The sequence below is a fragment of the Rivularia sp. PCC 7116 genome, from assembly GCF_000316665.1.
Taxonomy (GTDB): Bacteria; Cyanobacteriota; Cyanobacteriia; order Cyanobacteriales; family Nostocaceae; genus Rivularia.
This window is the reverse complement of sequence record NC_019678.1, coordinates 612,201-638,090: the sequence shown is the minus strand read 5'-3', so window position 1 is coordinate 638,090 and position 25,890 is coordinate 612,201. Positions and strand designations below refer to the sequence as shown.

Sequence of the window (25,890 nt, the reverse complement as noted above, 5' to 3'; positions counted from 1 at the left end):
CAACGCCGTTCAATCTAATTTAATCAAGTAATTTAAAACTAAAAATAATCAAAATAATTACAAAACTAAAAACTAAAATAAAACTAAAATAAAAAATCAGTAAAAATATGTTGGGAAAACTGTTAGACGGGCGCTATAAAGTAGTCCAAGTTTTAAGTGCGGGTGGATTTGGTGAAACTTTTATTGCAGAAGACACTCGTCGCCCAGGTAATCCTAGTTGTGTTTTGAAGCGTCTTAAGCCAGCAAAGTCTGATGAATTTTATTTACAAACTGCGAGACGTTTATTTAATAGCGAAGCTGAGATTCTTGAACAATTGGGAAATCACCAACAGATACCCAGACTTTTAGCATATTTTGAAGAAAACGAAGAGTTTTATTTAGTGCAAGAGTTGATTGTCGGGCATACTTTGAGTACCGAGATGCTAGTCAATGAACCTTGGGAAGAATCTCAAATAATTCAAATGCTGATTGATGTTGCCAGTGTATTGGAATTTGTACATGGCTATGAAGTTATCCATCGAGATATCAAGCCCGATAATTTAATCAGACGTGCATCAGATAATAAATTAGTTCTAATTGATTTTGGTGCGGTTAAACAAATGCGTACTGAAATGGCAACATCTTTAACGGTGAAGACTGTTGCTATTGGTACTCCGGGTTATATGAGCGCAGAGCAATCCCAAGGAAAACCGCGTTTAAACAGCGATATATACGCTTTAGGGATGATTGGAATTCAAGCTTCAACTGGCTTATTACCGAATCAGTTTCCTGAAGATCCTCAAACAGGAGAAATTATCTGGCAAGACAAAGCTCAAATATCTGCCGCACTCGCAGCAATATTGCAGAAAATGGTGCGCTACCACTTTAGCGATCGCTACTCGCGTGTTTCGGCTGTGTTGCAGGATTTGCAAAAGCTACAGTCTTCTTTCCAACCAACACAAGCACAAAAATTATCAGACTATGACAATACTGATGAACAAATGCTTTCAACGACTGCATCTGGAATAACATCACCAGCTTTGCTTCATAAAACTCTGTCTGTAGTTAGATACATACCCTTAGTTGGTGCGGGAGGATTGTTTTTGTTTAAGACTGCAACCTGGATTATTTTACTAGGCGTGAGTCTTGCTGCTTTTGGCAGTGGTTTATTTTTTCTTCGTTCTTTGTATCCTAAATTGGCACGGGATTATGATGCTGTATTCGGCATTATACTTTTTTTAAGTGGGATATTATTACTGTTTCAAGAATTTAAATCTTACCGCTCTCAAGAAGTGCCTATTGCCCAATTTATGTTAACGGCTGCTTGTTTTTATTCAATAGCTGAATCTGTCCACCTACGAGTAGAAAAGCAAGTTAGAAGTTAGACTTTAAAAAATCATATTTTAAATTGAATTAGCGTCGAAATATATTAAAATGTTTAAAAATCCATTAAACTTACTTGGCTGTATTTTAATAATAGTAGCATTAGTGGTAGCGACTCTACTTGTACGTTATAAATCATTTAAACGTCAAGATATATTATTAATAATTGCATATTTAATTAGCGGGATAATATTTTTGAATCAAAAGTGGTATAGGCAAGAATTAATCCGGGTAAACATTATCTTACTGACGATTCCTACTTTAGCTTACACCATAGAAAGCGTTCGTTTAAAAATTAATAGGTAGTAGAATATGCAAACAAGGGGCTTATGATTATCAAATTAACTTATAGTTTATAGCTAATTACTTAAATATGTGGGATTTAAATAGATTCATCAAAACTCTAACTTTCTTTGAAGTAATTCCGATGCTTAACTGGGTGCAGGATTTATTCAAAGGTGATTCTCAGGATAATCCAGACAAATCAATGGGAGCGAAAACAGTGAGTGTAGTATTAGTCGCAGGTGCAACAGGTGGTGTTGGTAAACGAGTCGTACAGCGACTGATTGATAAAGGCTATAAAGTCAGATGTTTGGTACGGGATATCGCTAAAGCTAGGTCGATTCTTAGCGAGAAAGCGGATTTAGTAGTTGCAGATATTACTAAACCAGAGACTTTGAATCCTTTATTAATGGCGAACATTCAAGCTGTGGTTTGCTGTACTGCGGTGCGAGTGCAACCGGTTGAAGGTGATACCCCTGATAGAGCAAAATACAATCAGGGGATTAAATTTTATATGCCCGAAGTTGTTGGGGATACTCCGGAAAATGTAGAGTATAAAGGAGTAAAAAACTTAGTAGAAGCAGCAAAAAAACACTTACTTCCGTCAACGGAAAGAATACTATTTAATTTTAGCAATCCATCCCTAGATATAAAAAACCTATGGGGTGCTGTAGATGATGTAGTTATGGGTGGAGTTAGTCAAAGTAATATTCGATTATCTTCAAATACAGCGGTTTTTTCTGGTAATGTTTCAACTGAAAACTCCGGTGGATTTGCTTCAGTTAGAACTAAAAATTTCGACCCTGCTTTTAATTTATCTGGTTACAAAGGTATTGAAATTCGCGTCAAAGGAGACGGTAAACGCTACAAATTCATCTTACGTACAGAAACAAGTTGGGATGGTGTCGGCTACTGTTATTCTTTTGATACCCAAGCAGATACTTGGATAAATGTTCAGATTCCCTTTACAGATTTAATACCTGTTTTCCGTGCCAAGACAGTACAAGATGCTGCGATGGTTGATGTTAATAAAATTTGTTCGTTTCAATTAATGTTGAGCAAATTTGAATACGACGGAGGATTAAATCCTAACTTTTCTGCTGGGAATTTTGCCTTAGAAGTTGAAGAAATTAAAGCTTACGGCGGAAAAGAATTACCACAATTTGTTTTAGTAAGTTCGGCAGGAGTAACTCGTCCTGGAAGACCTGGTATAAACTTAGAAGAAGAACCTCCAGCAGTCAAATTAAATGACCAACTTGGAGGGATTCTGACTTGGAAACTCAAAGGAGAAGATAGTTTAAGAGCAAGTGAAATTCCTTATACTATAATTAGACCATGTGCTTTAACAGAAGAGCCAGGTGGTAAAGAATTAATTTTTGAGCAAGGTGATAATATCAAGGGTAAAATCAGCCGCGAAGATATTGCTAAACTTTGCGTACAATCTCTACAACAACCTTTCGCTTGTAATGTCACTTTTGAGGTAAAACAAGGAGAAAATAACGCCAGCTATATAGATTGGGAAGAACTGTTTAAAACAGTTAATCGCGATAGCTTACCAATAAGCAGTTAAAAGCTATATCTATTTGTCCTTTTTTCCCCATTTCTATTTTATGTTTAAAAAGTTATTATTTATAACCTTTTTAGTCATTATACTTTGGGGTAGTTTACTTTCCGGTAAAGCTTATTCTGGGTTATTTGAATCCCGTTTGAATAATTTAGAATCAGATTTTTACCGTTTAGAATCTCAAGTAAACCGGATAGAAACACAATTAAATCGAGTCGGTGCTTCCGGGCAAAAAATTCCAAATCAGCCTTTATCATCTCAACCTCGCCAAAGAAGATTATCGCAGCGACAACGTGACAAGATGTTTGATAGACTTGCTACTTTGGTAATTGAACTTAAGCAAGATATTCAGAAATTACAAAAGCGGGTTTCTCAATTAGAAAAAGCTAATAATTGATAAACCGTATCTTAGAGATGAAAGTTCTTCAAGTAATAACTAACAACTAACTATGAATCTTCTTACCTATATAATGCATTTAGCGGGTTCTGGTGCAAGTGCTTATTTTAGTGCTGTTCAAATTCGCGATATCAAAACACGTCCAAATATTTTAGCGGGATTCCAGTTAGCAGAATCTGGCTCTGTTCCTTTTTTAACTAGCCTTAGTCAACGTGCTGCTGCTGAAGGCGATACGTGGCTCTGTGAAAAATTAGCAAAGCACGCAGAAGACGAAAAAAGACACGGACAAATTTTTGCTCACGCACTCAAACAGCTTGATAAAAAGGTTCGAGACTTCAAAAGTCAGTCATCAGATAAAAGCAAAAACAGTAGTGGTGAAAAGAAATCAAAACAACGCAGTTCTTTTTTCGGTACATACTATGAAGGTTACGAAGGAGAGCAGTTAAAAGCGGAAAATATTGACTGGAATGTTTTTATGGCTAGCACTTACATATTAGAATTGGATGCTAGCAAAGACTTTGCTCGGATGGCGAAAGCTTTACCAGAAAATGACTCTAAAGCTCGTAACCTTAAATTAGGAATGCTTAATATTGCTAAAGACGAAACAACCCATGCAGCATATCTCTACGAAGCAATGAATCGTAGAATGGGTGCAATTGAGGTGCAGCAACTGATTGATGAATGGCGGCAACGTAAAGTGAATGCGATTACGGCATATGTTACGAACAAGTTGCAAGCTAAAGACAATGCACCTTCCTTAGTTGAGGAAGATAAATCATCGGAAAAAGAAGCTGAGTTGGTAGTTGCTTAACTATAGTTAAGTAGGTAGGCACAAATAAATCTATCTATGTAACGAAATGTAAAATAGCTGAAACTATTGCGATTACTTCGCTTCACTCCGTTACGCTCGTAATGACATAGTTAGGTTTTATCGTACTTATCTACTTATTTATAATTTATGCCTTTAGTTAATTGATTGAATAAGGCAAAGCCTTATTATATTCGTTCCCAGTCTGGAAACTGGGAACGAGAATAAAACCGAGCAAAAATTGTTAAATGCGGGAGTACATAGTCATCATGGTTAACAATACAGCTAAACCACATATCCAAAGTGTTAACATTCCCCAACTAACAGAGTCGCTCTGCAATCTTCGCCACAAACTGTTTTTTAAATTATTGCGAATTGCCATTTGTATACCCTCCGATTCTTAGTTGTATCCAGTTCTTTTCAACACTCATAATTTATTTGTGCTTAATATCTCTAACTTTTCTCAAATAATGCTTGAAAAAAAGATTGAGAAAGATACTTTAAACTAAGATTGCCTATCTAAACTAGATACCAGACTACCCGTATACTCTTGAGATCAAAACCAGACGCAGCGCTCGCTACTGCAAGCACTGAAAAATATGTTCCTAAAAACTATATTTCTATATCTATTTTTATTCTCCCATAGGTAATACTTTTTACTTATAAATTATCTCGTTTCGCAAAAAATCTTAATGCTGACTTCTGAAATTAACTAACAATATTAATTACAACATCTAATTAGATATACAGTCAGTATTTATTACTAAAATTATTTGATTGAAAATTCTTAAAATAGCGATGAAAAGTTATTTTATTAAGCTTATCCGCTTTGCTCCAATTACAGCCATATAAAATGAATTAGCTTTGTTATTAAAACTAAGTGTAAATATATGACAGATATTCGTAAACTAATTAACAAACTAGCTACTGAGGAAAAAAAGTTATGCTCCACAGAGTTTATTGCACCCTGCGTAGGAAAAGGTAAGGTGCTAACTCGCATTGCAGGAATAACTTACAGTTTTATTCCTAAACCTGAAAATTTTGAAGGTTGGGGTATCTTTCAACCGATAAATTCAAAACAAGCGGCTTTTGTCGAAGAACCCAATTTACCTCTTATTTGCGAATATTTAAAAAATTTTCAACCATTACGTTTAAGACTTGTGTATCCATTGCGGGGACAAACTTGGTTAGCCTATGCAATTAATGAAGCTGATATGCTACAGCGTTGCGGTTATTGTAAACCCGTACCCGTACATCTGATTGCTGAAGCAGGACAATTTGAAGTTGTAATAGCCCGTACCGATGGTGCTGCTTGCTGGTTTGAAGAATGCGATCGCCGTGGGGATGTGATCATAGCTCAAAGATTGCGAGAACAACTTGAAAAGTTAACGCCACCGCAGGATTTGCATTTTAAAGGTATGACACCAGAAATGCTAACGGCTTATAATTTAGCAACACAACAAGCGGAAGAATTTAGCGATTTACGGCGACAGCAAAGAGATGAAAAACGCTTGCAAGAAGCTTTGAAAATGGCAGGTGGGGAATTACAACAATGGAGCGATCGCCAAGATTATTGGGTTGTAGAATGGTTTACCAGTGATGGGGAACAACATACCAGTGCAATATCTAAAAATGATTTAACCGTGATGAGTGCGGGTATTTGTTTGAGCGGTGAAGATGAAAAGTTTGATTTACAATCTTTGGTTGGTGTAGTTGAAAGACGGGATTTGGAAGATTATTAAATCGAAGGAAGAAGGAAGAAGGCTGAAATTGAGATGGGGAATTCAACCCATATTTAGAGGTTAAATTATAAAGCCGTTTCTATTTCTCGTATTTTTTATACCTAATTACCTATTACCTATTACCAATTACCCAGCTCCCACAAATATAATAAATGATTTACCGCAAATGATATGAATAGTATTTTCTTTCACGAACAACTACACCGTACATCTGCATTAATGATGAAAATACGAGACTTTCCGGTAACCGTTTGTGGTGCGGGTGCATTAGGAGCTAATTTGACTGAAAGCCTTGCCCGTTCTGGGTTTGGAAAGTTGAAAATTGTTGATAAAGACCGCATAGAAGAGCGCAACCTATCTACCCAACCATATTACCGTTCCGATGTCGGAGCATATAAAGCTAAGATTTTAACAAATAGCCTTTATAGGGCTTTGGGTATTGCAGTTGATGGACTTTCAAAAGAATTAACCAGCAGCAACGCAAAACAGCTATTAACAGATAGTGCCCTGGTAATTGATACCTTTGATAATAGTAGCAGTCGCCAAATTGTTAAAGATTGCTGTATTAACGAAAAAATACCGTGCCTTCATGTGGGTTTAGCCGACGGTTATGCCGAAATTGTCTGGAATTCAATTTATCGGGTACCAAGCCCAGCAAACGATGATGTCTGCGATTACCCTCTAGCACGCAATTTAGTAACTTTAGCAGTTGCTACTGCTTGCGAAGTTGCGATTAACTTTGTAGCTACCGCAGAGCAAAAGAGTTTTACTATTACCTTGAATGACTTTGCGATCGAGCCTTTTGATAAATAAAAAAGTCCTCCTTCCTTCGCTGTGACTATTTTGTCCGGAAAGTATTAATACCTTCCGAAGCAAGAGTGTATAATTAAGTTTACTTACTTGCTTACTTGCTAAAATTTTATACTTGAGGCATAAGTACGCTTTATTAATATTAGGGATTAAAACAAAAAATTATATTATGGAGCATAACGAACAAGGACAACGTGACGGCGTAGCAAAAGAGTTTCAAGAATCCCTAGATCAGTTGCAAAATTTGTTAGAAGAGAATCAAACAGAAGAAAAACCAGAAAAAGAATTGACAATTAAAAATAATTCCCAAAAGCCTGCTACTAAGAAACCACCCAAATTCGATTTAGCTGACTGGGAAGATGCAATAGCTGATATTGAACAATATTTTGACAAGAAAAATGAACAAACTGATGGAACTTAATAACTGAAATTACCCTTATGCTTATTCGCGGCAGTAAATAGCTGCTAAGCACAAATTTTCTGTCGCTGTGCCTCATATAATATTAGGGCTGCTGTAATAGCTACGTTTAAAGATTCTACTCCAGGTTGCAGCGGAATTTTGACGTTTAAATCTGCCATTTGCGCTAAATCAGCGGATAAACCAGCGCCTTCATTACCCAGTAAAATCATACTTGGTTTTTGCCAATCTACTTGCCAATAAGTTAAATTTGCAGCCGGTAAAGTCGCGATTACTTGCATTTGGGCAAGTTTGGCTTGTAATACTGTTTGTCGCAAATCTTCACTTATCTGCATCGGTAGACGAAACCATTGTCCCGCACTAGCACGTAGAACCTTGGGATTATCTAAATCAACACTATCTTTACTTAACCACAAACCCGATGCAGAGGCAGCAGCAGCTGTACGAATTATAGTTCCTAAATTACCGGGATCTTGCAGCGTTTCTAAAGCTATTTGCAAGCCACTAAACCCGATGTCAGTCATAGGATAATTTCTGAGAGCAGTCGCTACCACACCGTCAGGTTGTACTGTAGTAGACAGTGCTTTCATTACATCATCGCTGACAACAAGAGCGCGATCGCACTTTTGCACAATCGTCTGCCAAAGTTGTTCGTGGGATGCTTGCCATCCCGAGGTACAACAGACGCTAACTAAAGGATGATTTGTCGCACAAGCTTCTTCCAATAAATGTGTTCCCTCCAGTAAAAATAATTCCTGTTTGCGCCTCTCTTTGCTAGAGTGGAGCTTACGAATTTGTTTCACCAAAGGATTTTGTAAACTGGTTAGCACGATTTTAGTTTCTCTGACAGCGTTCCGTTAATTATTCCAATATTAATTATTCCAAAACTATAGAAACTGTCTAAGACTCTCTCATATATAAAAACTTGACTTTTAAGAATTCCCAATCGAAGTAATGCGGAACCCGGGACTTGAACCCGGAAGCCTTGTGGGGCACTAGAACCTGAATCTAGCGCGTCTACCAATTCCGCCAGTTCCGCTTTATTTATTGACAATTGTTGATTGTTACTTAATTAATTAGTTTTGTCAAGATAATAATATTTTGCTTCCAAGGTTGGGAAAACAATGTCTTAATAATAAACCGGTTGGTCACCGATAACTGCTCGCTGTTCACTGCTCACTGTTCACTGATAACTGCTCGCTGTTCGCTGATAACTGAGTATATGTATCGCGGATATGTAGACAAATGGATTCTTTACTGTAGAATCAAAACCAACTTCCTTCCTTTATAAAATCCATTAATTACTATATGGAGGATAGAATTATTAATACTTCTAACGGTTCACCAGAAACGAATTCATCTCCTCAAGCGGACTCCTCAGTCTTAAAAGTTTGGGGCGGTCATACTCTGGAAGGTAATGTAACTATCAGTGGAGCTAAAAATTCTGCTTTAGTTTTGCTGGCTGGAGCTTTATTGTGTTCGGGGGATTGTCGCATCCGAAATGTTCCCCGATTAGCGGACATATCCCGTATGGGTGAGGTTTTGTCAGCTTTAGGTGTGCGCTTGAAGCGTGATGGCAATATTATTGACATTAATGCTAGTGAAATTACTACTTCTAAGGCTCCTTACGAGTTGGTAACTCAGTTGAGAGCAAGTTTCTTTGCTATCGGCGCTCTTCTAGCAAGACTCGGAGAAGCCCAAATGCCTTTACCTGGTGGCTGTGCAATTGGAGCAAGACCCGTGGATCTTCACGTCCGGGGTTTGCAAGCAATGGGAGCCGAGGTTCAAATTGAACATGGTATCTGTAATGCTCGCGTTACCGACGGCAGTCGCCGTTTGAAAGGTGCCAAAATTTACCTGGATTTTCCCAGCGTCGGAGCCACCGAAACATTAATTATGGCTGCGACTTTGGCAGAAGGCGAAACAATTATTGAAAACGCCGCACGAGAGCCAGAAGTAGTGGATTTGGCGAACTTCTGTATTTCGATGGGCGCAAAAATTGAAGGAGCCGGAACCAGTAAAATTGTCATTAACGGCGTTCCTAAATTACATTCTACTGATTACAATGTAATTCCAGATCGCATCGAAGCTGGTACGTTTTTACTTGCAGGAGCAATTACTCGTTCCGATTTGATATTATCCCCGGTGCTGCCAGAGCATTTAATGCCGGTGATTGCTAAATTAGAGGAAATTGGAGTTCCTGTAATTGAAGAAGCATCTGATACTTTGCGTATCAAACCGGCAGAAATTCTGAAGGCAACAGATATTGAAACTTTGCCCCACCCTGGTTTCCCCACCGATATGCAAGCGCCGTTTATGTCTTTGCTCGCAGTAGCACAAGGCGATAGCATCATTAACGAAACCGTATTTGAAAATCGTTTGCGTCATGCTTCTGAATTGAATCGCTTAGGAGCAGATATTCGTGTCAAAGGCAATTCTGCTTTTGTTAGAGGGGTACCAGAGCTATCTGGCGCACCCGTTGAAGGTACTGACTTACGGGCTGCTGCTGCTATGGTGGTAGCCGCTTTAGCAGCCAGCGGTGAAACTACAATTAAGGGATTGCAATACCTTGACCGTGGTTACGATAGGCTAGATTTAAAATTACAGAAAATAGGAGCAAAAATCGAGCGTGTAGAAAACACCGAGGCAGATACATCGGCAACAGTAACAGAAATTTCTACAGACACCAGTAATGGTACCGCTTCTATTTCAAGTTAATTAAGTGAACTCGGTTTTTGTAATAAATAAATAGCTTAGAGTTTTGACTTTATAGTCTATAACCTACAACTCATAACTCACAACTACAATAAAGGTAGGCGGGCAGCTCGTCTACCTTTGTTGTAGTTATACTAATTTTTAGGGGTTGTTTGACTAGCCCCGAAACACAGTTTTCTTTTTTTAGAGCTTACAACAACCCATGTCATCATTTGCAAAATCCCAATTAATCGGTTTAAAAGCTGATTATTTCCGCCATCCCCTTGATAAAGAGGCAACCGCCGCTCTTAAGCAGATTCCAGGACTAGATATGATGGTAAGGAATCTCTTAGGTCCCTTAGCAGAGCAAGTTTTTTATGTGGAAAATATTGCCTCTAGTGTTTTAGTAAGCGATAAACAATTGCCGGAGTTAAACGAACTTACCTTAGAAGCCTGCAAGATACTAGATATCGAGCCTCCGCAACTCTACATTAAACAACACCCGGCTCCCAACGCTTACACTTTTGCGATGCGAGGTAAGCAACCTTTCGTCGTGCTGCATACTTCCTTAATTGATATGCTTACACCAGAAGAAACCCAAGCAGTCATTGCTCACGAGTTAGGACATCTTAAGTGCGATCACAGCGTTTATTTAACTCCAGTAAATATATTAATATTAGCCGCCACAGCCTTACCTAATATTGGTGCAGTTTTAGCACAAGCAATTCAAGCACAACTGTTGGAATGGGTTCGCTGCGCTGAATTTACTTGCGATCGCGCCGCGTTATTGGCAACCCAAGATCCCAAAGTAGTCATGTCAGTGTTAATGAAGTTGGCGGGTGGTTCACCTACTATTGCTCCCAAATTAAATCTTGAAGCATTCATCGAGCAAGCCCGCGCTTACGACGATATCAGTAAAAATGAACTTGGAGAAATGGTGAAAGCTGCAAGAACTGCACAATTAACGCATCCCGTACCAGTACTGCGTGCCAGAGAAATTGACCGGTGGGCAAGTAGTAAAGATTATGAAAAGTTGTTGCAAAACCAAAAAATAGGTTATAATAGTGAAGTTGAGTCCAAGGGCCGGTGGCGGAATTGGTAGACGCAGCAGACTCAAAATCTGCCGCCGCAAGGTGTGAGAGTTCGAGTCTCTCCCGGCCCATACAAAAAATAAAATAGTTACAGAGAAATAGTTTAATTTCAGCTTTTCTACTTTTAGTAGGGAAGCTTTCTTGATTTTGTTAGATAATACAGCAAATTTTAGGCGTTGCTGAATTGAAATATGAATTTGTTTTTCTAACATTTACTAGCCCCCTAAATCCCCCAATACTGGGGGACTTGAAATGATTTATCTCCCCCAGAATTGGCGATTGGGGCGTGTTTTCAAACCCCAACCGCTCTCAGGCTAAAGCCTGGAGCTACAGCTACAAAGCCCTGACAGGGCTAAAAAAACAGATTTTTCTAGTCCGCGCAGGCGGACTTTGTAGGTATAGCCTCACCCTATAAGGGTGAGGAGTACTTTGAAAACACGTCCTAAGCCCTTCGGGCATACTTCGTCAACGTTAACGCAATGACGATTTAATCTAAAATCCGGTTACATTGGAATCATAAAAAAACCGCAGAGAACACGAAGAGCGTAGAGGAAGAAGGAGAGAGAGAAAACTTAAATTATTCCAATACCAACGGAAAAGACATAACATTGATTTCCGGAAAACAATAAAAGTGCAATGTATCTATACAAATAGTATTAACTTTGTTATTTATTGCTCAAAGGAGGTTGAAATTTTGTGACTTTGCTCGAAATGCAGACTATATGGCAATATAAATCGAGTTTTGCAATCTTTATTAACTATATAACAAGAAATAATAAGTCTGCGTATGATGCTATTACCAGGTTATATTTTTCATTATAATAAAAAGTTATTAGTATTATAGTTATAATTTTTTAATCATAGAGTAAATATATGACTGAAAAGTTTGCAATACCAATACCCAAATCATATATATATATTATTCCCTAACTATTTAAGAAGATTATTACTTATGTAAAGTCATAAAATAATAAACATACAATATTTATACTCCATCAAAATTTTTGCTTATGCTATAATAATTAACTATTGAGATAAATTTCTATTGCTAAATTCAAAAAGGTTGATTCAGTTATGCGACTCAAAAGATGGGAGTCCCCACGCCGACAAGGCAGAAACGATAAAGGAAAAGGTGGCGCTGCTAGAAAGAGACAAATCAAGAAACAGCAGCAAATGTTACGAAAAAGATTGAAAGAAGACAATAAGCAAGATAAAAACAAGAATAATAAACAGGGAGAAGATAAATTAATCTTCTCCCATTTTTTTGACCCATTTTAATTGACATATAAATACAGTATTTTTATTCTCATTTGTTCGTATTGATTATTGTTAGATCAAAAAACTATTAATACATAAGTATTATTAATAAGTTTAATATTTTTTTAATGATGTATTAAATAGTACAAGTATTTATCTTGTCTTTTAATCAAAAAAAATTGATTTTTCGCCTTTATATTAAAATTTTTACCGTTATCAATAAGTATAATTTGTAGTAATTGTAATGCTTAGATAAACTTACTTCATTAATTATATAAAGTTAATATAAAGTTTACCTAAAAAAACTGAAAGTGCCGATTTTTACTAGTAAGATAATATACTGTAAGGTGGAATGATTAAATAATTACCAGGGAAGCTAAGTAAACACTAAAAGCAGCTGCATCAACCTGTGTCAAATAACGACCATTCACGTTAGTTTTAAGTAACTAAGACTGGGTTAAAACAGAATTTTTCTATATCAACAGTTTGGTCGAATATTCTTAGCAATTTCAGTTGTTACACAAGGAGTGACCTATGGTGAAGGCAGTTGCTCTGCCGACTCGGAAAGTACTAGATTTTCCGATTACTGCTTTGCGTTTAAATGAGCAAATACAGACAATTCTTGAGTGGGCAAAGGAACATAAAAGCAAGACAGTTTGTGTAGCAAATGTACACATGTTGATGGAGGCACACTGGAATCCGGAGTTTGCTGGTGTATTAAAAGATGCTGATATAGTGACTCCAGATGGTATGCCCTTGGTTTGGATGATGAAGAAGTTGGGCGCAACTTCTCAAGATAGAGTTGCAGGGCTGGATATTTTAGCTTCAATATGTGATTCCGCGCAAAAACAGAACGTAAGTCTATTTTTCTTAGGTTCTCAAAAACAAATTCTTTCCGGAATGAGAAGCAGATTAAAGGAAGAATATCCACAATTGAGTATTGCAGCTATGGAACCACTTCCATTTCGTCCGCTTACTGAAAGTGAAGACGAAGCATTGATTCAAAAAATTAATGAAAGTGGTGCAGGTATTGTATTTGTATCTTTAGGCTGTCCAAAACAGGAAAAATGGATGGCTCAACATAAAGATAAGATTCATGCTGTGATGATTGGATTGGGTGGAGCTTTCCCTGTCTATGCAGGGCTTCAGAAAAGGGCACCTCGTATAGTCAGACAGTCTGGATTTGAATGGTTATATAGATGGATGCAAGAGCCGCGTCGTCTTTGGGGAAGATATACAAAGACAATTCCACCATTTATGTGGTTGGCAATGAAGCAACTTATAAGTACTAATTATTCAGTTTCTAACTCTGCTAGTAATTTGGATTAAAGTATCTTAATTGTATTGCCAAGTACTTGTTTATGATTGTTTAAGCAATTTTAATGGCAATGTGACTTGGCAATTTAATTGATGAATGCTTTTTAATCAGATTTGGATTTTATAGAATTGCTAATGGGAGATAAAATGTCTTCGGCATATAAGTTAGGTCATTAATTATTTAATTAAATTAATCTAAGTAAATATCCTGACAGATAATATTTGCGTAGAAAGTAGTTTTAAATAATTCAAATGATTGAAGTTGGTTCAGTTAAAAAATTAAGTCTTATCAAATAATTAAGTCCTAGTTTTATAGTTTTGGTACAGCTTTTATCTTATGACTTATATTTATGAAAAATGTCTCATAATACGGTAAATAACGAACAGTATTTCAATACTGACCATCTCAAAGCAGATCTCAAAGGTCGTTCTGTTCGCGGTGGTGCAGTAACAATCGCGGCTCAGGGAAGTAGATTTATTTTACAGATGGGTTCGACCGTTTTCTTGGCACGCTTACTTGCACCAGAAGATTTCGGTTTGATTGGCATGGTTACTGTTATTATTAACTTTGCCGGAATGTTTAAAGATTTAGGTCTTTCAACCGCAACAATCCAAAAAGCTGAAATAAATCATAAGCAGGTCAGTACCTTATTTTGGATTAACTTTGCAATCAGTACCATTACTGCATTCGTAGTTGCAGGATTAGCACCTGTGGTTGCATGGTTTTATAAAGAACCACGCTTAGTTTGGATTACTCTTGCATTAGCAAGTAACTTTATTTTTGGAGGTTTGACTGTCCAGCATCAAGCCTTACTAAAAAGGCAAATGAGCTTCACTAGTCTTGCCAAGGTTGAGATTATTTCAATGTTACTTGGTGTAGTGAGTGCAGTCATTTCTGCCTGGTACGGTTTAGGTTACTGGGCATTAGTATTGATGCAAATAGCAACTGCAATTGCTAACGCTGTAGGAGTTTGGGTTGCTTGTAGTTGGCGACCTGGAGTACCGCTAAGAGGTTCTGGCATTCGTTTGATGCTAGCTTTCGGTGGAAATGTTACAGGTTTTAATTTAGTTAACTACTTTTCCCGAAACCTAGACAACGTACTGATTGGTCAGTACCGGGGACCACAAGAGTTGGGTCTTTATGCTGTCGCTTATAAGTTGGTACTTCTGCCTATTCAGCAAATCAATACCCCGATTACGAGTGTAGCTCTTCCGGCTCTTAGTAGTTTGCAGAATGAACCCCAAAAGTATTCCAAGTTTTACTATAAAGCGATTTTGTGGATAAGCACTCTTGGAATGCCGATGACTGGATTTCTGATGGCTTCTGCCGACAAAGTAATCCTTGTGCTCCTTGGAAAACAATGGTTAGGTGCAGTGCTTATCTTTCAGCTTTTAATGCCAGCAGCTTTCAATGCCACGATTGGTGTAGCTATGGGATGGGTTTATCAATCTCTAGGTAAGGTTGACCGTCAGTTACGTTGGGGAATTGTTTCATCGATTGTAAATGTGATTTTGTTTTTAATCGGTGTCCGATGGGGTGCCATTGGTATAGCTGCAGCCTATGGTTTATCACGACCAATTTTTCTAGTGGCTGGATTTGCATACTGCTACCAAGGAACACCACTCCGATTAATTGAATTAGCAAAAACTCTACTTCAACCAGCTTTAGCTTCTTTCGGTGCAGCAGTCGTATTAATTGGGATTAACAAGCTACTTCCGCCTGGAATCAATGATGTAATTGCTCTTCTTCTAGATTTTGTTTTATATTGTCTACTTTACTTTGCAATTTGGATAGTTCTTCCTAATGGCAGAAGTACCTTGTTTGAGATGTTAGAAGTGATTAAAACTTTTAGAGGAAAGGCGAAACGAAAATAAACAATATCACTAACTAATATTTAATTTTATTCAGCATATTAAGAGAAAATTAGGGATAGAAACATTAGTCACTGATTCTATACTATTAAATACTGAAAATTCATAAAGTTCATGAAGGGAGAGAAATGACAATGAAAAATATTCTAAAATCAATTGTACGCCAGTTCAAAAAGCCTTTTGAAGAGGCTTATAGAGTTTTCAGAAATCTTTGGTTTGCATATACTCATAGAAATCTTAAAAACAAAGACAAAATTATTTATGCTCTAACACCACCACCTTATCTGAAAAATGTAGGGGATCATGCTCAAGTTATTGCAATCCGAGCTTGGTTAGAAAAGCATTTTCCTCAGCTTCCAGTGATTGAGATGGATAAGGATCAAGGTAGCTATTTTCTTCCAGCTTTGCGATGGCTCGTTCAGCCAGATGACCTGTTTTTCTTGCATAGTGGCGGAAATTTGGGAGATAGAGGTAAATGGTCTGAAAGTAAGCGGCGAGAAATGATTAGTACATTTGCTGGTAACCAAATTGTTAGCTTACCACAAACAATTTACTTCAGTGATACTCCTATCGGGAAAACAGAGCAAGAAAATACACGTCATATTTATGGGACTCATCCGAACCTAACTGTTATAGGTCGTGATCCGCGTAGTGGTGAACTAGCCGCCGAATTATTTCCCAAAGCAAAAACTTTTTGTATGCCGGATTTTGTCTTATCACTACCTCCAAGAAGTTCAGAAAAGAAAAGCAATCCCCCCAGAATTCTTGTTTGCTTAAGGCTTGATGATGAATCTGCTCTCACCCCAGAGCAACGCAAGCAAATAGGTGATAGTCTACCTTACGACTGTACCTACTATGACACAACTATTCCTGAGTCAATTAATGTCAGTGAAAGAGAAGCTGTTTTACAAAATACGCTGAATCTATTTTTAGATGCAGATGTTGTGGTCACAGACCGTTATCATGGGTTAATTTTTACAGTTCTTTCCCAGAAGCCTTGTGTTGTCTTGCGTACTGTCGATCATAAATTGACTTCAGCAATTCACTGGTTTAAAGATATGCCTCAGATTGCATTCGCACAGAATTTAGATGAAGTTCCATCACTAGTAGAGCGCTGCTTGGCACTCGAAGATAAAAAAACTCCAGATTGGAGTGCCGAATACTTTGACAAGATACCTGAATTAGTTGGTTTGAAATAAAAGGTGATAAAAAATGCAACAGTTACCCAAAGAGCAACACAAACCTGCTCAAGAAGTATCTAAATTGTTTAATACAGTTGTCGAAGGTGGATATTGTAGCGGCTGTGGAGCTTGTGCATCAGTTGAGAATTCACCAATCAAGATGAGTTTGGATAAGTATGGTCGCTTCCAGGCAACCTTAACTTCTAAAGTTGATACCTCAGCATTAAATACTGAAGTTCTTTCTGTATGTCCGTTCTCCGAAGTTAGTCCTAACGAGGATGAGATAGGTCAAGAACTGTTTGGTAAAAATTCTACATATCACGATCGAATCGGCTATAATTTAGCCACATACGCAGGATTTGTGGCAGAAGATAGTTTTCGCGAACGTGGTAGTTCCGGTGGGATGGGTACATGGATTCTGAACGAGCTATTTAATCATGGTCTAATTGACGCAGCTATTCACGTAAAACAGCATCAACCTACAGAAACTGATTCAAAATTATTTAGTTTTGAGATATCAAACTCAATTGACGAAATTCGTACTGGTGCAAAGTCACGCTACTATCCAGTCGAAATGTCAGAAGTATTGAGCTTAGTTAGGCAAAAACCGGGAAGATATGCAATTGTTGGTGTTCCTTGTTTTATCAAAGCAATTCGTCTTTTGGCAAAACAAGATCCAGTAATAGGCGATCGCATCCATTTTTGTATTGGTCTTGTATGCGGACACCTTAAAACCACTACATTTGCCGATATGTTTGCTTGGCAATGTGGAATTGAACCTGGCAATCTACGTTCTATCGACTTTCGTAAGAAAATGCCTGGGCAGAATGCAAATAAGTATGGTGTGGAGGTCAAAGGTCTTCAGAACAATAAAGAAGTTAGTGCAATCAAATCAAATTACGAATTATATGGTTATCTGTGGGGACACGGCTTTTTCAAATACCAAGCATGTGATTATTGCGATGATGTAGTAGCTGAAACTGCTGATGTTACAGTTGGAGATGCTTGGCTTCCCCAATATGTAAAAGACAGTTCTGGAACTAATGTGGTTATTGTACGTAATCCTCTTATACAAGAAATTATTGAGAAGGGTATGACATCAAATCGGCTACACTTAGATCGTATTAGCGCTGATGACGCTGCTAAGTCGCAAGATGCTGGCTTGCGCCATCGACGCGAAGGTTTAGCTTATCGTTTGCACCTAAAAGATAAGGCTGGACTATGGCGACCTGAAAAGCGGGTTAAAGCACAAGCTAACCACTTCGACCGAAAGCGAAAAAAGATTCATGAACTCAGAGTCCTCATGGCGACCGAAAGTCATCTTGCTTTTGACAAAGCTATACAAGCTAGAAGCTTTACTGTTTTTAGAGACATTATGGAGCCGATAGTCAAAGCTTATGATAATCTTTACAAAAAACCCCTCTGGCGAAAGGTCTTATCAAAAGTTAAGAAATATATGAAGAGTTAGCAATTATCCAAAATATCGGACTCTCAGTTTAAATAATTGTTTTCTTTCGTAATTACAGGCAGTTTCTTTATACAGTATTTACGTACTAATAAATAATGGGAATTGAGAGAATTTATTGAAAGAAGTAATATGGAAAATTCCTAACATGAAAGTTACATTTATCCTTAATAACTTCCCAGTTCTATCCCAAACTTCTATTCTCAATCAAATAACAGGACTAATAGAGCATTGATAAATGATGATGAAAATGAATGACTTTTACTCAGTTAAAGCAAAACATGCATGATGGGTAAATCAAATAAGCTGTTCAAAGTATAAACGAAACTTATTGATTTAATTAGGGTTAATTTCCCATAATAATATATGTACTACTAATTAATAATGAAAATTGCCTTTATAGTTGATAAATTCCCTTGCCTATCAGAAACATTTGTTCTGAATCAAATTACCGGACTAATAGACCGTGGACATCAAGTTAAAATTTATGCAATTCGTCCACAAAACGAATCAAAAATACATCCAGATATAGAAAAGTATCATCTTCTTGAACATACTTATTACGCTCAAATACCAGAAAATCAATTACTACGCGCCATTAAAGGAATTGGCTTACTGCTAACTAACTTTCATAAAAGTCCTTCAGTTCTGTTACAAACTCTAAATTTTTCTAAATATGGAAAAGAAGTTACTTCTCTAAATTTACTATATACAGCAATATCGGTACTAAATCATCAACAATCCTATGACATTATTCAATGTCACTTTGGACCAAAAGGTTTACGAGGTGTGATATTGCGCGAACTAGGTATAATTCAAGGCAAGGTAGTTACAACATTTCATGGTACTGACATAACTACTTATTTAGAAAAAGAGGGAAAGCGCGCATACGATTTATTATTTAGTCTGGGTGACCTGTTTTTACCTATTAGTTATCGTTGGAAAAATCGATTAATTGAATTAGGTTGCAATGGCGAAATGACTGTGCATCGAATGGGAATTGATTGCACAAAGTTTTCCTTTGCTTCACGCCAACCTAGAGTTAATGGTCAAGTAGAGATAGTTACAGTTTCTAGATTAGTAGAAAAGAAAGGTGTGGAATATGGAATTCGTGCAGTAGCTAAATTGCTTAAAAACCAAAAAAAGAATATTAATTACACTATTGTAGGAGATGGTCCACTAAAAGAAAGTTTACAGGAATTAGTTCAGCAATTAGATGTAGCGAATCATGTACAATTACTTGGTTCAAAACAACAACAAGAAGTGATTGAAATTTTGAAAAATTCTCACATTATGCTGGCTCCTAGTGTAACCAGTTCAAATGGAGACCAGGAAGGAATTCCAGTTGCTTTAATGGAGACAATGGCAATGGGTTTACCAGTAGTTAGTACATTTCATAGTGGGATTCCAGAATTAGTTGAAGATGGTGTTGCAGGTTTTTTGGTTCCAGAACGAAATGTAGATGCTTTGGCTGAAAAAATAGGTTATTTGGTGGAGCATCCAGAGCTTTGGTCTACTATGGGTACAGCAGGTCGAGCGTTTGTAGAAGAACATTATAATATCGATAAACTTAATGACCGATTAGTTGATATTTTTCATAATGCAATTACTACAAATCGAGAAATTGCCTTGACTTCAGTTTAAAATTATGTACATTAGATTAAATTAAACTTATTGACTCAAACATATAGAGGATACTAGTTGATTATTGTAATTAAATTCCTAGAAAGTATTTAGTTTATGAAAATTCTTATCTCTGCATATGCCTGCGAACCAAATAGAGGTTCGGAACCAGGAGTTGGCTGGAATGTAGTTCGTGAAGTTTGCAAATATCACCAAGTGTGGGTACTGACAACAAACTGTCACCGCGAAGGTATCGAATCTGAACTAGCACGCAACCCAATACCCAACTTGAATTTCGTTTATTTAGACCCCATTGGTTGGACTTTGGACTGGAGTCAAGAAGGTAAAAAAGCACAGTGGGGAGTTCAGTTTCATTATTATTTATGGCAAATCAAAGCCTATTTTGTCAGTAAATCACTTCACAAACAAATTGGTTTTGATGCAGCACATCATGTAACCTACGTTAGATATTCTAGTCCTAGTTTCGTATCGTTCCTACCGATTCCTTTTATCTGGGGTCCTATAGGTGGTGGGGAATCCGCACCTAAAGCATTTTGGAAAGATTTTAGCTTACGCGCAAAAATATATGAAACCCTAAGACATTTGCTTCGTTCTGTTGGTGAAATAGATCCCTTCGTATATATAACTGCTAAAAAGAGTGCTTTGATTAGAGCAACTACCGAAGACACTGCAAAACGACTTTACAAAATTGGTGCGAGTTCGGTGCAAATAATGCCTGAATCGGGTTTACCCGCAGAAGAAGTAGCTAATCTTGCTCAATATAAAATATCCGATAGTTCTCCAATCAGATTTATCAGCATGGGTAGGCTTCTGCACTGGAAAGGGTTTCATTTAGGTTTGCGTGCTTTTGCTCAAGCAAATTTACCTGATGCTGAATATTGGATATTAGGCAACGGTCCAGAGGAAGAAAAACTTCGTGCTATTACTCAAGAATTGGGAATTGCTCAGCAAGTGAAATTTTGGGGTAGATTACCTCGTCAGGAAACTTTAGAAAAGCTCGGCCAGTCTCATGTGTTGATTCACCCAAGCTTGCATGACTCTGGAGGATGGGTATGCATGGAAGCAATGGCTGCTGGTCGCCCAGTGATTTGCTTGGATTTGGGAGGACCGGGAGTACAGGTAACAAAGGAAACAGGCTTGAAAATTCCCGCACGTACACCAGAACAAGCAGCAGAAGGTATGGGTAAAGCGATGAAGCTTTTAGCTAACGACCCCGAATTGAGACTGCGTATGGCTGAAGCTGGTCGGGAAAGAGTCCAAGAAATGTTCAGTTGGGAAAACAAAGGAAAACAATTAGCTCAACTATACGAAGAACTATCTGGTGAAGATAAAACTTGCCTGACATTGGGTTAGAAAGGTATGAATGTATATCAAAAAGTTTTGTACGCGACGCTTATAATTAGCGGTCTAACAAATGCAGTACGCATGATTTCACTTGGACCTATTACTGCTTTAGGGGCATTAAGTATTATTTCAGGTATAGGTAGCTGGGTTTTAGTATTTACTCGTTCTCATATTTCTAAAGCAACATATATAGCAACTTCTCTGGTTCTATTTGTTGTATATAGTTTATTTAATTTCCTTTGGTATTCGCTCACATCAAAATTACCAATTTCAGATGCGGTTCAAAACTTATCACTATACTTGGCATTTGTTGGTATTTTAGTATTAAGTGCCATAGAAACTAACCGCTCCTTCGACCCACCAGATTTCATCAGCAATGCCCTTAGTCTAGCAGGTAAATTATCAGTCCTAGTGTATGGGTTTAGTATTCTTATAGGTGGTTTTGGTACAGGTATCATAATGGGTGCCCGCCCTTTTGCTTTATTTGCTATGATTGCTGCAGCTTGGTTCTTAGCAGGTTGGCGCTATGGCTTGCTTGGAAGTCGATGGTGGACAATTTTTACAATAGTAGTCATGGCTTTAAGCTTTTCCCGTACAGCATTAGTTGTAACCTTAATTCTTTTCCCCTTATCTCAAATATCCTTTAATAGTATCAAGGGTTGGCTGAAGATGGGTTTCACTATTTTTCTAATGGTTACGGTTTCATTCCTTGCATTCACTTATGTTGAACCGATACGTTCTCGTTTCACAGATGTAGGAGATAATGCCACAGTTGGTGGAGTTCAAATTAATACATCAGGACGAGCTACAGCTTGGCCTATTGCCTACGCCTCAGCGTGGGAATCGCCATGGATAGGTCATGGTCCCGGTTCGGTTGTAGTGGTTTTGGTACAAAATGTTGGACGTGCTTTTTCTCATCCACACAACGATTATCTACGTATTTTCCATGACTACGGTCTTATTGGTTTAACGCTGTGGTTATTAGGTTATATAGGATTACTTGTAAAAACCTGGCAGAATTGGCAATGGTCAGACCAAAATGATAGAGCTAATGCCCGTATTTCCTTAGCCGCATTTCTTACTTTAGTCGCTGTAGCTATAGCAATGATTAGCGATAACATTATTGTTTATTTATTCGCAATGAATCCTTTAGGGATATTAGTAGGAGCATCCTTAGGAAGTACAAGCCGCCGTAAAAAGGTAATAAAAACTGCTCGAAAATTAGAGCTATTATCAGACGAATTCGAGCAATTAGTTCAGGAAGCTTGAATTATTGCTTAATAAACATGTAATTACTTCGTAAATTATTTTACATTAATGAGTACTTTTACTTTTATTAATTAAAAACATTTTCAATTTATGAAAATACTTCTATTGCATAACCGATATAAACTTCCAGGTGGTGAAGATGGAGTTGTCCAAGTTGAGAAGTCTCTCTTAGAAAAAAATAATCATCAGGTTTCTTTGTTTGAAGTAACTAATGATGATATTGCAGGTGGTTGGAGTAAAGTTTCAGCCGCTGTCAGTGCAGTTTACTCATATTCAGCAAAACAACAAGTTAGTGAAGAAATTATTCGCTTTCGCCCTGATGTTGTACACGTACATAATTTCTTTCCATTACTCTCCCCTTCTGTATATGATGCTTGTCAAGAGCATCAACTGCCGGTTGTCCAAACTCTGCATAACTATCGCCTGGCTTGTCCTAAAGCCATACCCTTTCGAGATGGCAAAATTTGCGAAGATTGCATTGGCAAATCTATACCGTGGGATAGTATTGTGCATGGCTGTTATCGAGACTCCCGCCTACAAAGCTCAGTTGTAACAGCAATGAATACGTGGCACAAGTTACGGGGTACTTGGCAAGAGCGTGTTGATGCTTACATAGCTTTAACTAACTTTCAAAAAGAAAAAATGATTCAAGCTGGATTACCAGCAGAAAAAATTTATATCAAACCTAATTTCATTTTTACTCCTGAGACTTCACCTAACAGCAAACAACGTAGTGATTTCCTACTTTTTGTTGGCAGATTATCTGAAGAGAAAGGAGTTTCAGTTTTAATCGATGCTTATATAAATAATAATTTATCCATACCCTTAAAAATTGTAGGTGATGGTCCTTTACGTCAAATGTTGGAGCAGAAGGTAGAAAATACTTCATGCAAAAATGTGATTGAATTTTTAGGATTTCAGAAAAAACCTACAGTTTTGAAACTAATGCAATCAGCTCGTTGTTTAGTATTTCCTTCTGTTTGGTACGAAGGTTTTCCTTTAACTATCGCTGAAGCATTTGCTTGCGGACTACCTGTGATAGCTCCAAAATTAGGTAGTATGGCAGAAATTGTAGAAGATAGAGTAACTGGTTTACATTTTGAAAGTCGAAACTCAGCAGATTTAGCTGCAAAAATTGAATGGACATTCAAGAACCATGAAGCGATGGAAGAATCAAGTGTGAATGCGCTAAAAAAGTATGAGGAGAAGTATACTCCACAAGCTAATTATGAGCAGTTAATGGCAATTTATCAACAAGTAATGAGCCAAAAATATTGATCGTTCAGTATCAAGATAGCCTAAAAAATGTGGAGATTACGTAAAGCCGGAATTATAATAAGACCTTATGGTTAAGTATAAATCAGGATATATTTTGAGATAACATCGTCTGTTAAGCTTTTTGATTAATCTGATTTAATAGCCATGCTATGAAAAATAAACTAAAAAAAGGAGCTATATTGTGAATAATACATTGAAGAAATTTACAAAAATACCTCGACATCTAAAATATCGTTTTTCACTGGCTAAAAATCATTGTGCGGAAGATATTTTTCTAGTTTCTTTTGCGAAATCAGGTAATACCTGGCTAAGATTTATGCTGGCCAATACTTTAAAAATTCATTACAAAATCCAGCGAAATGTGAATTTTTTCACACTGCATGATTTTATCCCAGATATTTATCAAGCTGGAGGATTTACTAATTTACACGATGGAGATATATTCGGAAATCCAGAAATTCCAAAAATTATCAAAAGTCATTCTCCATATAACCGTTTCTATCAAAGAGTTATCTTAATAGTCAGAGACCCAAGAGATGTAATGATATCTTATTTCTATCATCTAAAAAGAATCAAGCGGATTCCTGAAAGTTATACATTATCTCAGTTAATACACAATAAAGAATATGGAATAAAGGTGTGGAACAAGCATACTGAATCCTGGATTAACGTTACTCAAGATGGGCAAATTATTAATTTGTTTCGTTTTGAAGATATTTTGAATAATACTCACAAAGAATTACATCGTTTGATGGATTTACTAGGTATCGAAGTTGATAAATCTACGATTGCAGAAGCCATCAAGTTAAGCTCAAAAGAAAATATGAAAAATTCTGAAAGTAACCATGCTTCTACTTTTATGCTACAAAATCAAAAAACTTCGTTTATTAGACAGGGAAAAGCTACTGGTGGAAAAGAATTGTCTGATGCGGATAAGCAATATATTGAGGATGTTACTCGTGATATAGCTCAAAGTCTTGGATATGATTATTAATAAACCTAATCATCTAAGGACTTATAAAGAACATAATAATTAAAGGTTCTCGGTTGAGTACAAGATAGTTTAAACAAATAACTAATCATTTGGTACAGCTGAGCTAAAGCTAAAATAGTTTAACTCAGCTTTGTCGAAATATCCGATGTGGAAAATTAAGCAGCAGAAGGAATTAAAAAATTTTAAGCTATTGCTTGAGAATAATTTTTGCTTTTAGGTAACTTTTTCTCATATTCATAATCAGGATAAATCTTAAATACTTTAATTTAATGAATTGCCTATATAGCTTAGTTGTAAAATTTTCACAAAATTCACTAAAAGTTTGACTACCTCCGTTAGCAACGTAATCGGCATAATTTTTATACATCGCACTTTCTTGGTAACGGCGAAAGTTTGCCACGTAATTAGCTTGTCTATAAAAAACTAGTACTTCAGGTAAATTTGTCAGCTTAATTCCTTTATTAAGGATTCGCTTAAAAAATTCATAGTCTTGCGAACGATGAAGCTCTTCACAATAACCTCCATATTCTTTAAATATTGACATACGAATCATTGCAGCACAATTTGAAATTTTCATTTTATTCTTTTGAAAGTCATTGTATACTGCGTTACTATTAGTAGGCCACGAAATAATTTTAGTTTTGTCTAAAATAGGCTTTTCAGTAAATGAACATAATTGAGCGCCAACTACACCAATATCTAGATTATTCTCTAAAAAACTAATTTGCTTTTCAAATCTTTCTGGGAAAGAAATATCATCACTATCACATATAGCAATATATTTACCCCGCGAATGTTTTAGACATCTATTTCGTGCTACACCACGACCGCCGTGTTCGTAATGATAAACTTTAATTCGCGAGTCTTTTTCTGCATACCTATCTATTACTTGCGGAGTTCCATCAGTGCTGCCGTCATCTACAATGATTAATTCCCAATCTGTAAAAGTCTGCTGCAATACGCTATCAATTGTATCGGCTACATAATCTTCTACATTATATGTAGGCATCATAACGGAAATTGCTGGTGTTGATGACATAACTCAATTACTTGTCCTTGATTTTTGTGTATTTATATTGCGAGAAATAAACAATCAAACCT

At 36.9% G+C, this 25,890-nt stretch carries 22 protein-coding genes and 2 tRNA genes; 20 read left to right on the top strand and 4 right to left on the bottom strand.

Annotation, left to right across the window (positions count from 1 at the left end; translation table 11 throughout):
* Window positions 1–107: 107 nt before the first annotated feature.
* From RIV7116_RS02430 to RIV7116_RS02415, 4 genes are all read left to right on the top strand, one after another.
* A complete protein-coding gene (locus tag RIV7116_RS02430; protein ID WP_015116677.1) occupies window positions 108–1,364 on the top strand; it encodes a Ycf66 family protein in 1,257 nt (418 codons plus the stop codon).
* Window positions 1,365–1,735: 371 nt separating this feature from the next.
* Window positions 1,736–3,214 carry a CIA30 family protein gene (locus RIV7116_RS02425; RefSeq protein WP_015116675.1) on the top strand — a complete coding sequence of 493 codons (1,479 nt, stop codon included), beginning with the start codon at window positions 1,736–1,738 and terminating at the stop codon, window positions 3,212–3,214.
* A gap of 40 nt (window positions 3,215–3,254) precedes the next feature.
* On the top strand, window positions 3,255–3,605 hold the full coding sequence (locus tag RIV7116_RS02420; protein ID WP_015116674.1) for a hypothetical protein: 351 nt from the start codon (window positions 3,255–3,257) through the stop codon (window positions 3,603–3,605).
* Window positions 3,606–3,657: 52 nt separating this feature from the next.
* The gene (locus RIV7116_RS02415; RefSeq protein WP_044290724.1) at window positions 3,658–4,416 is read left to right on the top strand and encodes a hypothetical protein; all 759 of its coding nucleotides are present in this window, start codon (window positions 3,658–3,660) and stop codon (window positions 4,414–4,416) included.
* 241 nt (window positions 4,417–4,657) lie between these two features.
* Here RIV7116_RS02415 and RIV7116_RS36275 read toward each other — a convergent pair whose 3' ends face one another.
* Window positions 4,658–4,795 (bottom strand): hypothetical protein, encoded by a 138-nt coding sequence (locus RIV7116_RS36275; RefSeq protein ID WP_015116672.1) that lies wholly within the window; start codon window positions 4,793–4,795, stop codon window positions 4,658–4,660.
* 508 nt (window positions 4,796–5,303) lie between these two features.
* Here RIV7116_RS36275 and RIV7116_RS02410 point away from each other — a divergent pair.
* From RIV7116_RS02410 to RIV7116_RS02400, 3 genes are all read left to right on the top strand, one after another.
* The gene (locus RIV7116_RS02410; protein WP_015116671.1) at window positions 5,304–6,155 is read left to right on the top strand and encodes a hypothetical protein; all 852 of its coding nucleotides are present in this window, start codon (window positions 5,304–5,306) and stop codon (window positions 6,153–6,155) included.
* 171 nt (window positions 6,156–6,326) lie between these two features.
* Window positions 6,327–6,968, top strand: coding sequence for a ThiF family adenylyltransferase (locus RIV7116_RS02405; RefSeq protein ID WP_015116670.1), 642 nt, complete (start codon window positions 6,327–6,329; stop codon window positions 6,966–6,968).
* A gap of 166 nt (window positions 6,969–7,134) precedes the next feature.
* Window positions 7,135–7,386 carry a hypothetical protein gene (locus tag RIV7116_RS02400; protein WP_015116669.1) on the top strand — a complete coding sequence of 84 codons (252 nt, stop codon included), beginning with the start codon at window positions 7,135–7,137 and terminating at the stop codon, window positions 7,384–7,386.
* Window positions 7,387–7,430: 44 nt separating this feature from the next.
* Here RIV7116_RS02400 and RIV7116_RS02395 read toward each other — a convergent pair whose 3' ends face one another.
* Window positions 7,431–8,213, bottom strand: a complete 783-nt coding sequence (locus tag RIV7116_RS02395; RefSeq protein WP_015116668.1) for an RNA methyltransferase — start codon at window positions 8,211–8,213, stop codon at window positions 7,431–7,433.
* A 125-nt stretch (window positions 8,214–8,338) separates the two neighbouring features.
* Window positions 8,339–8,422 (bottom strand) — tRNA-Leu (locus tag RIV7116_RS02390).
* 269 nt (window positions 8,423–8,691) lie between these two features.
* Between RIV7116_RS02390 and murA the strand changes: the two genes are divergently transcribed.
* The 13 genes from murA to RIV7116_RS02330 all read left to right on the top strand — a co-directional run bounded on the left by murA (window position 8,692) and on the right by RIV7116_RS02330 (window position 24,789).
* Entirely contained in the window at window positions 8,692–10,101 is a 1,410-nt protein-coding gene (gene murA / locus RIV7116_RS02385; RefSeq protein ID WP_015116667.1) for a UDP-N-acetylglucosamine 1-carboxyvinyltransferase, read from the top strand.
* Between the two features lie 199 nt (window positions 10,102–10,300).
* The gene (locus RIV7116_RS34650) at window positions 10,301–11,179 is read left to right on the top strand and encodes a M48 family metallopeptidase (protein ID WP_015116666.1); all 879 of its coding nucleotides are present in this window, start codon (window positions 10,301–10,303) and stop codon (window positions 11,177–11,179) included.
* Window positions 11,158–11,239, top strand: a tRNA-Leu gene (locus tag RIV7116_RS02380). The genes RIV7116_RS34650 and RIV7116_RS02380 overlap by 22 nt, the downstream gene beginning before the upstream one ends.
* Window positions 11,240–12,242: 1,003 nt before the next feature.
* Complete coding sequence (locus RIV7116_RS02375; RefSeq protein WP_015116665.1) at window positions 12,243–12,446, top strand: hypothetical protein; 204 nt, start codon at window positions 12,243–12,245, stop codon at window positions 12,444–12,446.
* 513 nt (window positions 12,447–12,959) lie between these two features.
* Complete coding sequence (locus RIV7116_RS02370; protein ID WP_015116664.1) at window positions 12,960–13,754, top strand: WecB/TagA/CpsF family glycosyltransferase; 795 nt, start codon at window positions 12,960–12,962, stop codon at window positions 13,752–13,754.
* A gap of 345 nt (window positions 13,755–14,099) precedes the next feature.
* Window positions 14,100–15,617, top strand: a complete 1,518-nt coding sequence (locus RIV7116_RS02365) for a lipopolysaccharide biosynthesis protein (protein WP_015116663.1) — start codon at window positions 14,100–14,102, stop codon at window positions 15,615–15,617.
* Between the two features lie 131 nt (window positions 15,618–15,748).
* The gene (locus RIV7116_RS02360) at window positions 15,749–16,813 is read left to right on the top strand and encodes a polysaccharide pyruvyl transferase family protein (RefSeq protein ID WP_015116662.1); all 1,065 of its coding nucleotides are present in this window, start codon (window positions 15,749–15,751) and stop codon (window positions 16,811–16,813) included.
* A 13-nt stretch (window positions 16,814–16,826) separates the two neighbouring features.
* Window positions 16,827–18,263, top strand: coding sequence for a Coenzyme F420 hydrogenase/dehydrogenase, beta subunit C-terminal domain (locus RIV7116_RS02355; protein WP_015116661.1), 1,437 nt, complete (start codon window positions 16,827–16,829; stop codon window positions 18,261–18,263).
* Window positions 18,264–18,644: 381 nt separating this feature from the next.
* A complete protein-coding gene (locus RIV7116_RS02350; protein ID WP_015116660.1) occupies window positions 18,645–19,904 on the top strand; it encodes a glycosyltransferase in 1,260 nt (419 codons plus the stop codon).
* A gap of 96 nt (window positions 19,905–20,000) precedes the next feature.
* Window positions 20,001–21,257 (top strand): glycosyltransferase family 4 protein, encoded by a 1,257-nt coding sequence (locus tag RIV7116_RS02345; RefSeq protein ID WP_015116659.1) that lies wholly within the window; start codon window positions 20,001–20,003, stop codon window positions 21,255–21,257.
* Window positions 21,258–21,263: 6 nt separating this feature from the next.
* On the top strand, window positions 21,264–22,517 hold the full coding sequence (locus tag RIV7116_RS02340; protein WP_015116658.1) for an O-antigen ligase: 1,254 nt from the start codon (window positions 21,264–21,266) through the stop codon (window positions 22,515–22,517).
* A 90-nt stretch (window positions 22,518–22,607) separates the two neighbouring features.
* Window positions 22,608–23,795 carry a glycosyltransferase family 4 protein gene (locus RIV7116_RS02335; protein ID WP_015116657.1) on the top strand — a complete coding sequence of 396 codons (1,188 nt, stop codon included), beginning with the start codon at window positions 22,608–22,610 and terminating at the stop codon, window positions 23,793–23,795.
* Between the two features lie 181 nt (window positions 23,796–23,976).
* Window positions 23,977–24,789: a sulfotransferase domain-containing protein gene (locus RIV7116_RS02330; protein WP_015116656.1), complete on the top strand. Its 813-nt coding sequence runs from the start codon at window positions 23,977–23,979 to the stop codon at window positions 24,787–24,789.
* Window positions 24,790–24,976: 187 nt separating this feature from the next.
* On the opposite strand, the gene RIV7116_RS02325 is transcribed toward RIV7116_RS02330, so the two are convergent.
* Window positions 24,977–25,828, bottom strand: coding sequence for a glycosyltransferase family 2 protein (locus tag RIV7116_RS02325; protein ID WP_015116655.1), 852 nt, complete (start codon window positions 25,826–25,828; stop codon window positions 24,977–24,979).
* Window positions 25,829–25,890: the final 62 nt, after the last annotated feature.

Coding starts and splice junctions, on each gene's coding strand:
- RIV7116_RS02405 (WP_015116670.1), top strand. CDS start 6,327: ATGAATAGTATTTTCTTTCACGAACAACTACACCGTACATCTGCATTA.
- RIV7116_RS02410 (WP_015116671.1), top strand. CDS start 5,304: ATGACAGATATTCGTAAACTAATTAACAAACTAGCTACTGAGGAAAAA.
- RIV7116_RS02370 (WP_015116664.1), top strand. CDS start 12,960: ATGGTGAAGGCAGTTGCTCTGCCGACTCGGAAAGTACTAGATTTTCCG.
- RIV7116_RS34650 (WP_015116666.1), top strand. CDS start 10,301: ATGTCATCATTTGCAAAATCCCAATTAATCGGTTTAAAAGCTGATTAT.
- RIV7116_RS36275 (WP_015116672.1), bottom strand. CDS start 4,795: ATGGCAATTCGCAATAATTTAAAAAACAGTTTGTGGCGAAGATTGCAG.
- RIV7116_RS02355 (WP_015116661.1), top strand. CDS start 16,827: ATGCAACAGTTACCCAAAGAGCAACACAAACCTGCTCAAGAAGTATCT.
- RIV7116_RS02400 (WP_015116669.1), top strand. CDS start 7,135: ATGGAGCATAACGAACAAGGACAACGTGACGGCGTAGCAAAAGAGTTT.
- RIV7116_RS02415 (WP_044290724.1), top strand. CDS start 3,658: ATGAATCTTCTTACCTATATAATGCATTTAGCGGGTTCTGGTGCAAGT.
- murA (WP_015116667.1), top strand. CDS start 8,692: ATGGAGGATAGAATTATTAATACTTCTAACGGTTCACCAGAAACGAAT.
- RIV7116_RS02430 (WP_015116677.1), top strand. CDS start 108: ATGTTGGGAAAACTGTTAGACGGGCGCTATAAAGTAGTCCAAGTTTTA.
- RIV7116_RS02345 (WP_015116659.1), top strand. CDS start 20,001: ATGAAAATTCTTATCTCTGCATATGCCTGCGAACCAAATAGAGGTTCG.
- RIV7116_RS02425 (WP_015116675.1), top strand. CDS start 1,736: ATGTGGGATTTAAATAGATTCATCAAAACTCTAACTTTCTTTGAAGTA.
- RIV7116_RS02350 (WP_015116660.1), top strand. CDS start 18,645: ATGAAAATTGCCTTTATAGTTGATAAATTCCCTTGCCTATCAGAAACA.
- RIV7116_RS02325 (WP_015116655.1), bottom strand. CDS start 25,828: ATGTCATCAACACCAGCAATTTCCGTTATGATGCCTACATATAATGTA.
- RIV7116_RS02360 (WP_015116662.1), top strand. CDS start 15,749: ATGAAAAATATTCTAAAATCAATTGTACGCCAGTTCAAAAAGCCTTTT.
- RIV7116_RS02375 (WP_015116665.1), top strand. CDS start 12,243: ATGCGACTCAAAAGATGGGAGTCCCCACGCCGACAAGGCAGAAACGAT.
- RIV7116_RS02420 (WP_015116674.1), top strand. CDS start 3,255: ATGTTTAAAAAGTTATTATTTATAACCTTTTTAGTCATTATACTTTGG.
- RIV7116_RS02335 (WP_015116657.1), top strand. CDS start 22,608: ATGAAAATACTTCTATTGCATAACCGATATAAACTTCCAGGTGGTGAA.
- RIV7116_RS02365 (WP_015116663.1), top strand. CDS start 14,100: ATGTCTCATAATACGGTAAATAACGAACAGTATTTCAATACTGACCAT.
- RIV7116_RS02340 (WP_015116658.1), top strand. CDS start 21,264: ATGAATGTATATCAAAAAGTTTTGTACGCGACGCTTATAATTAGCGGT.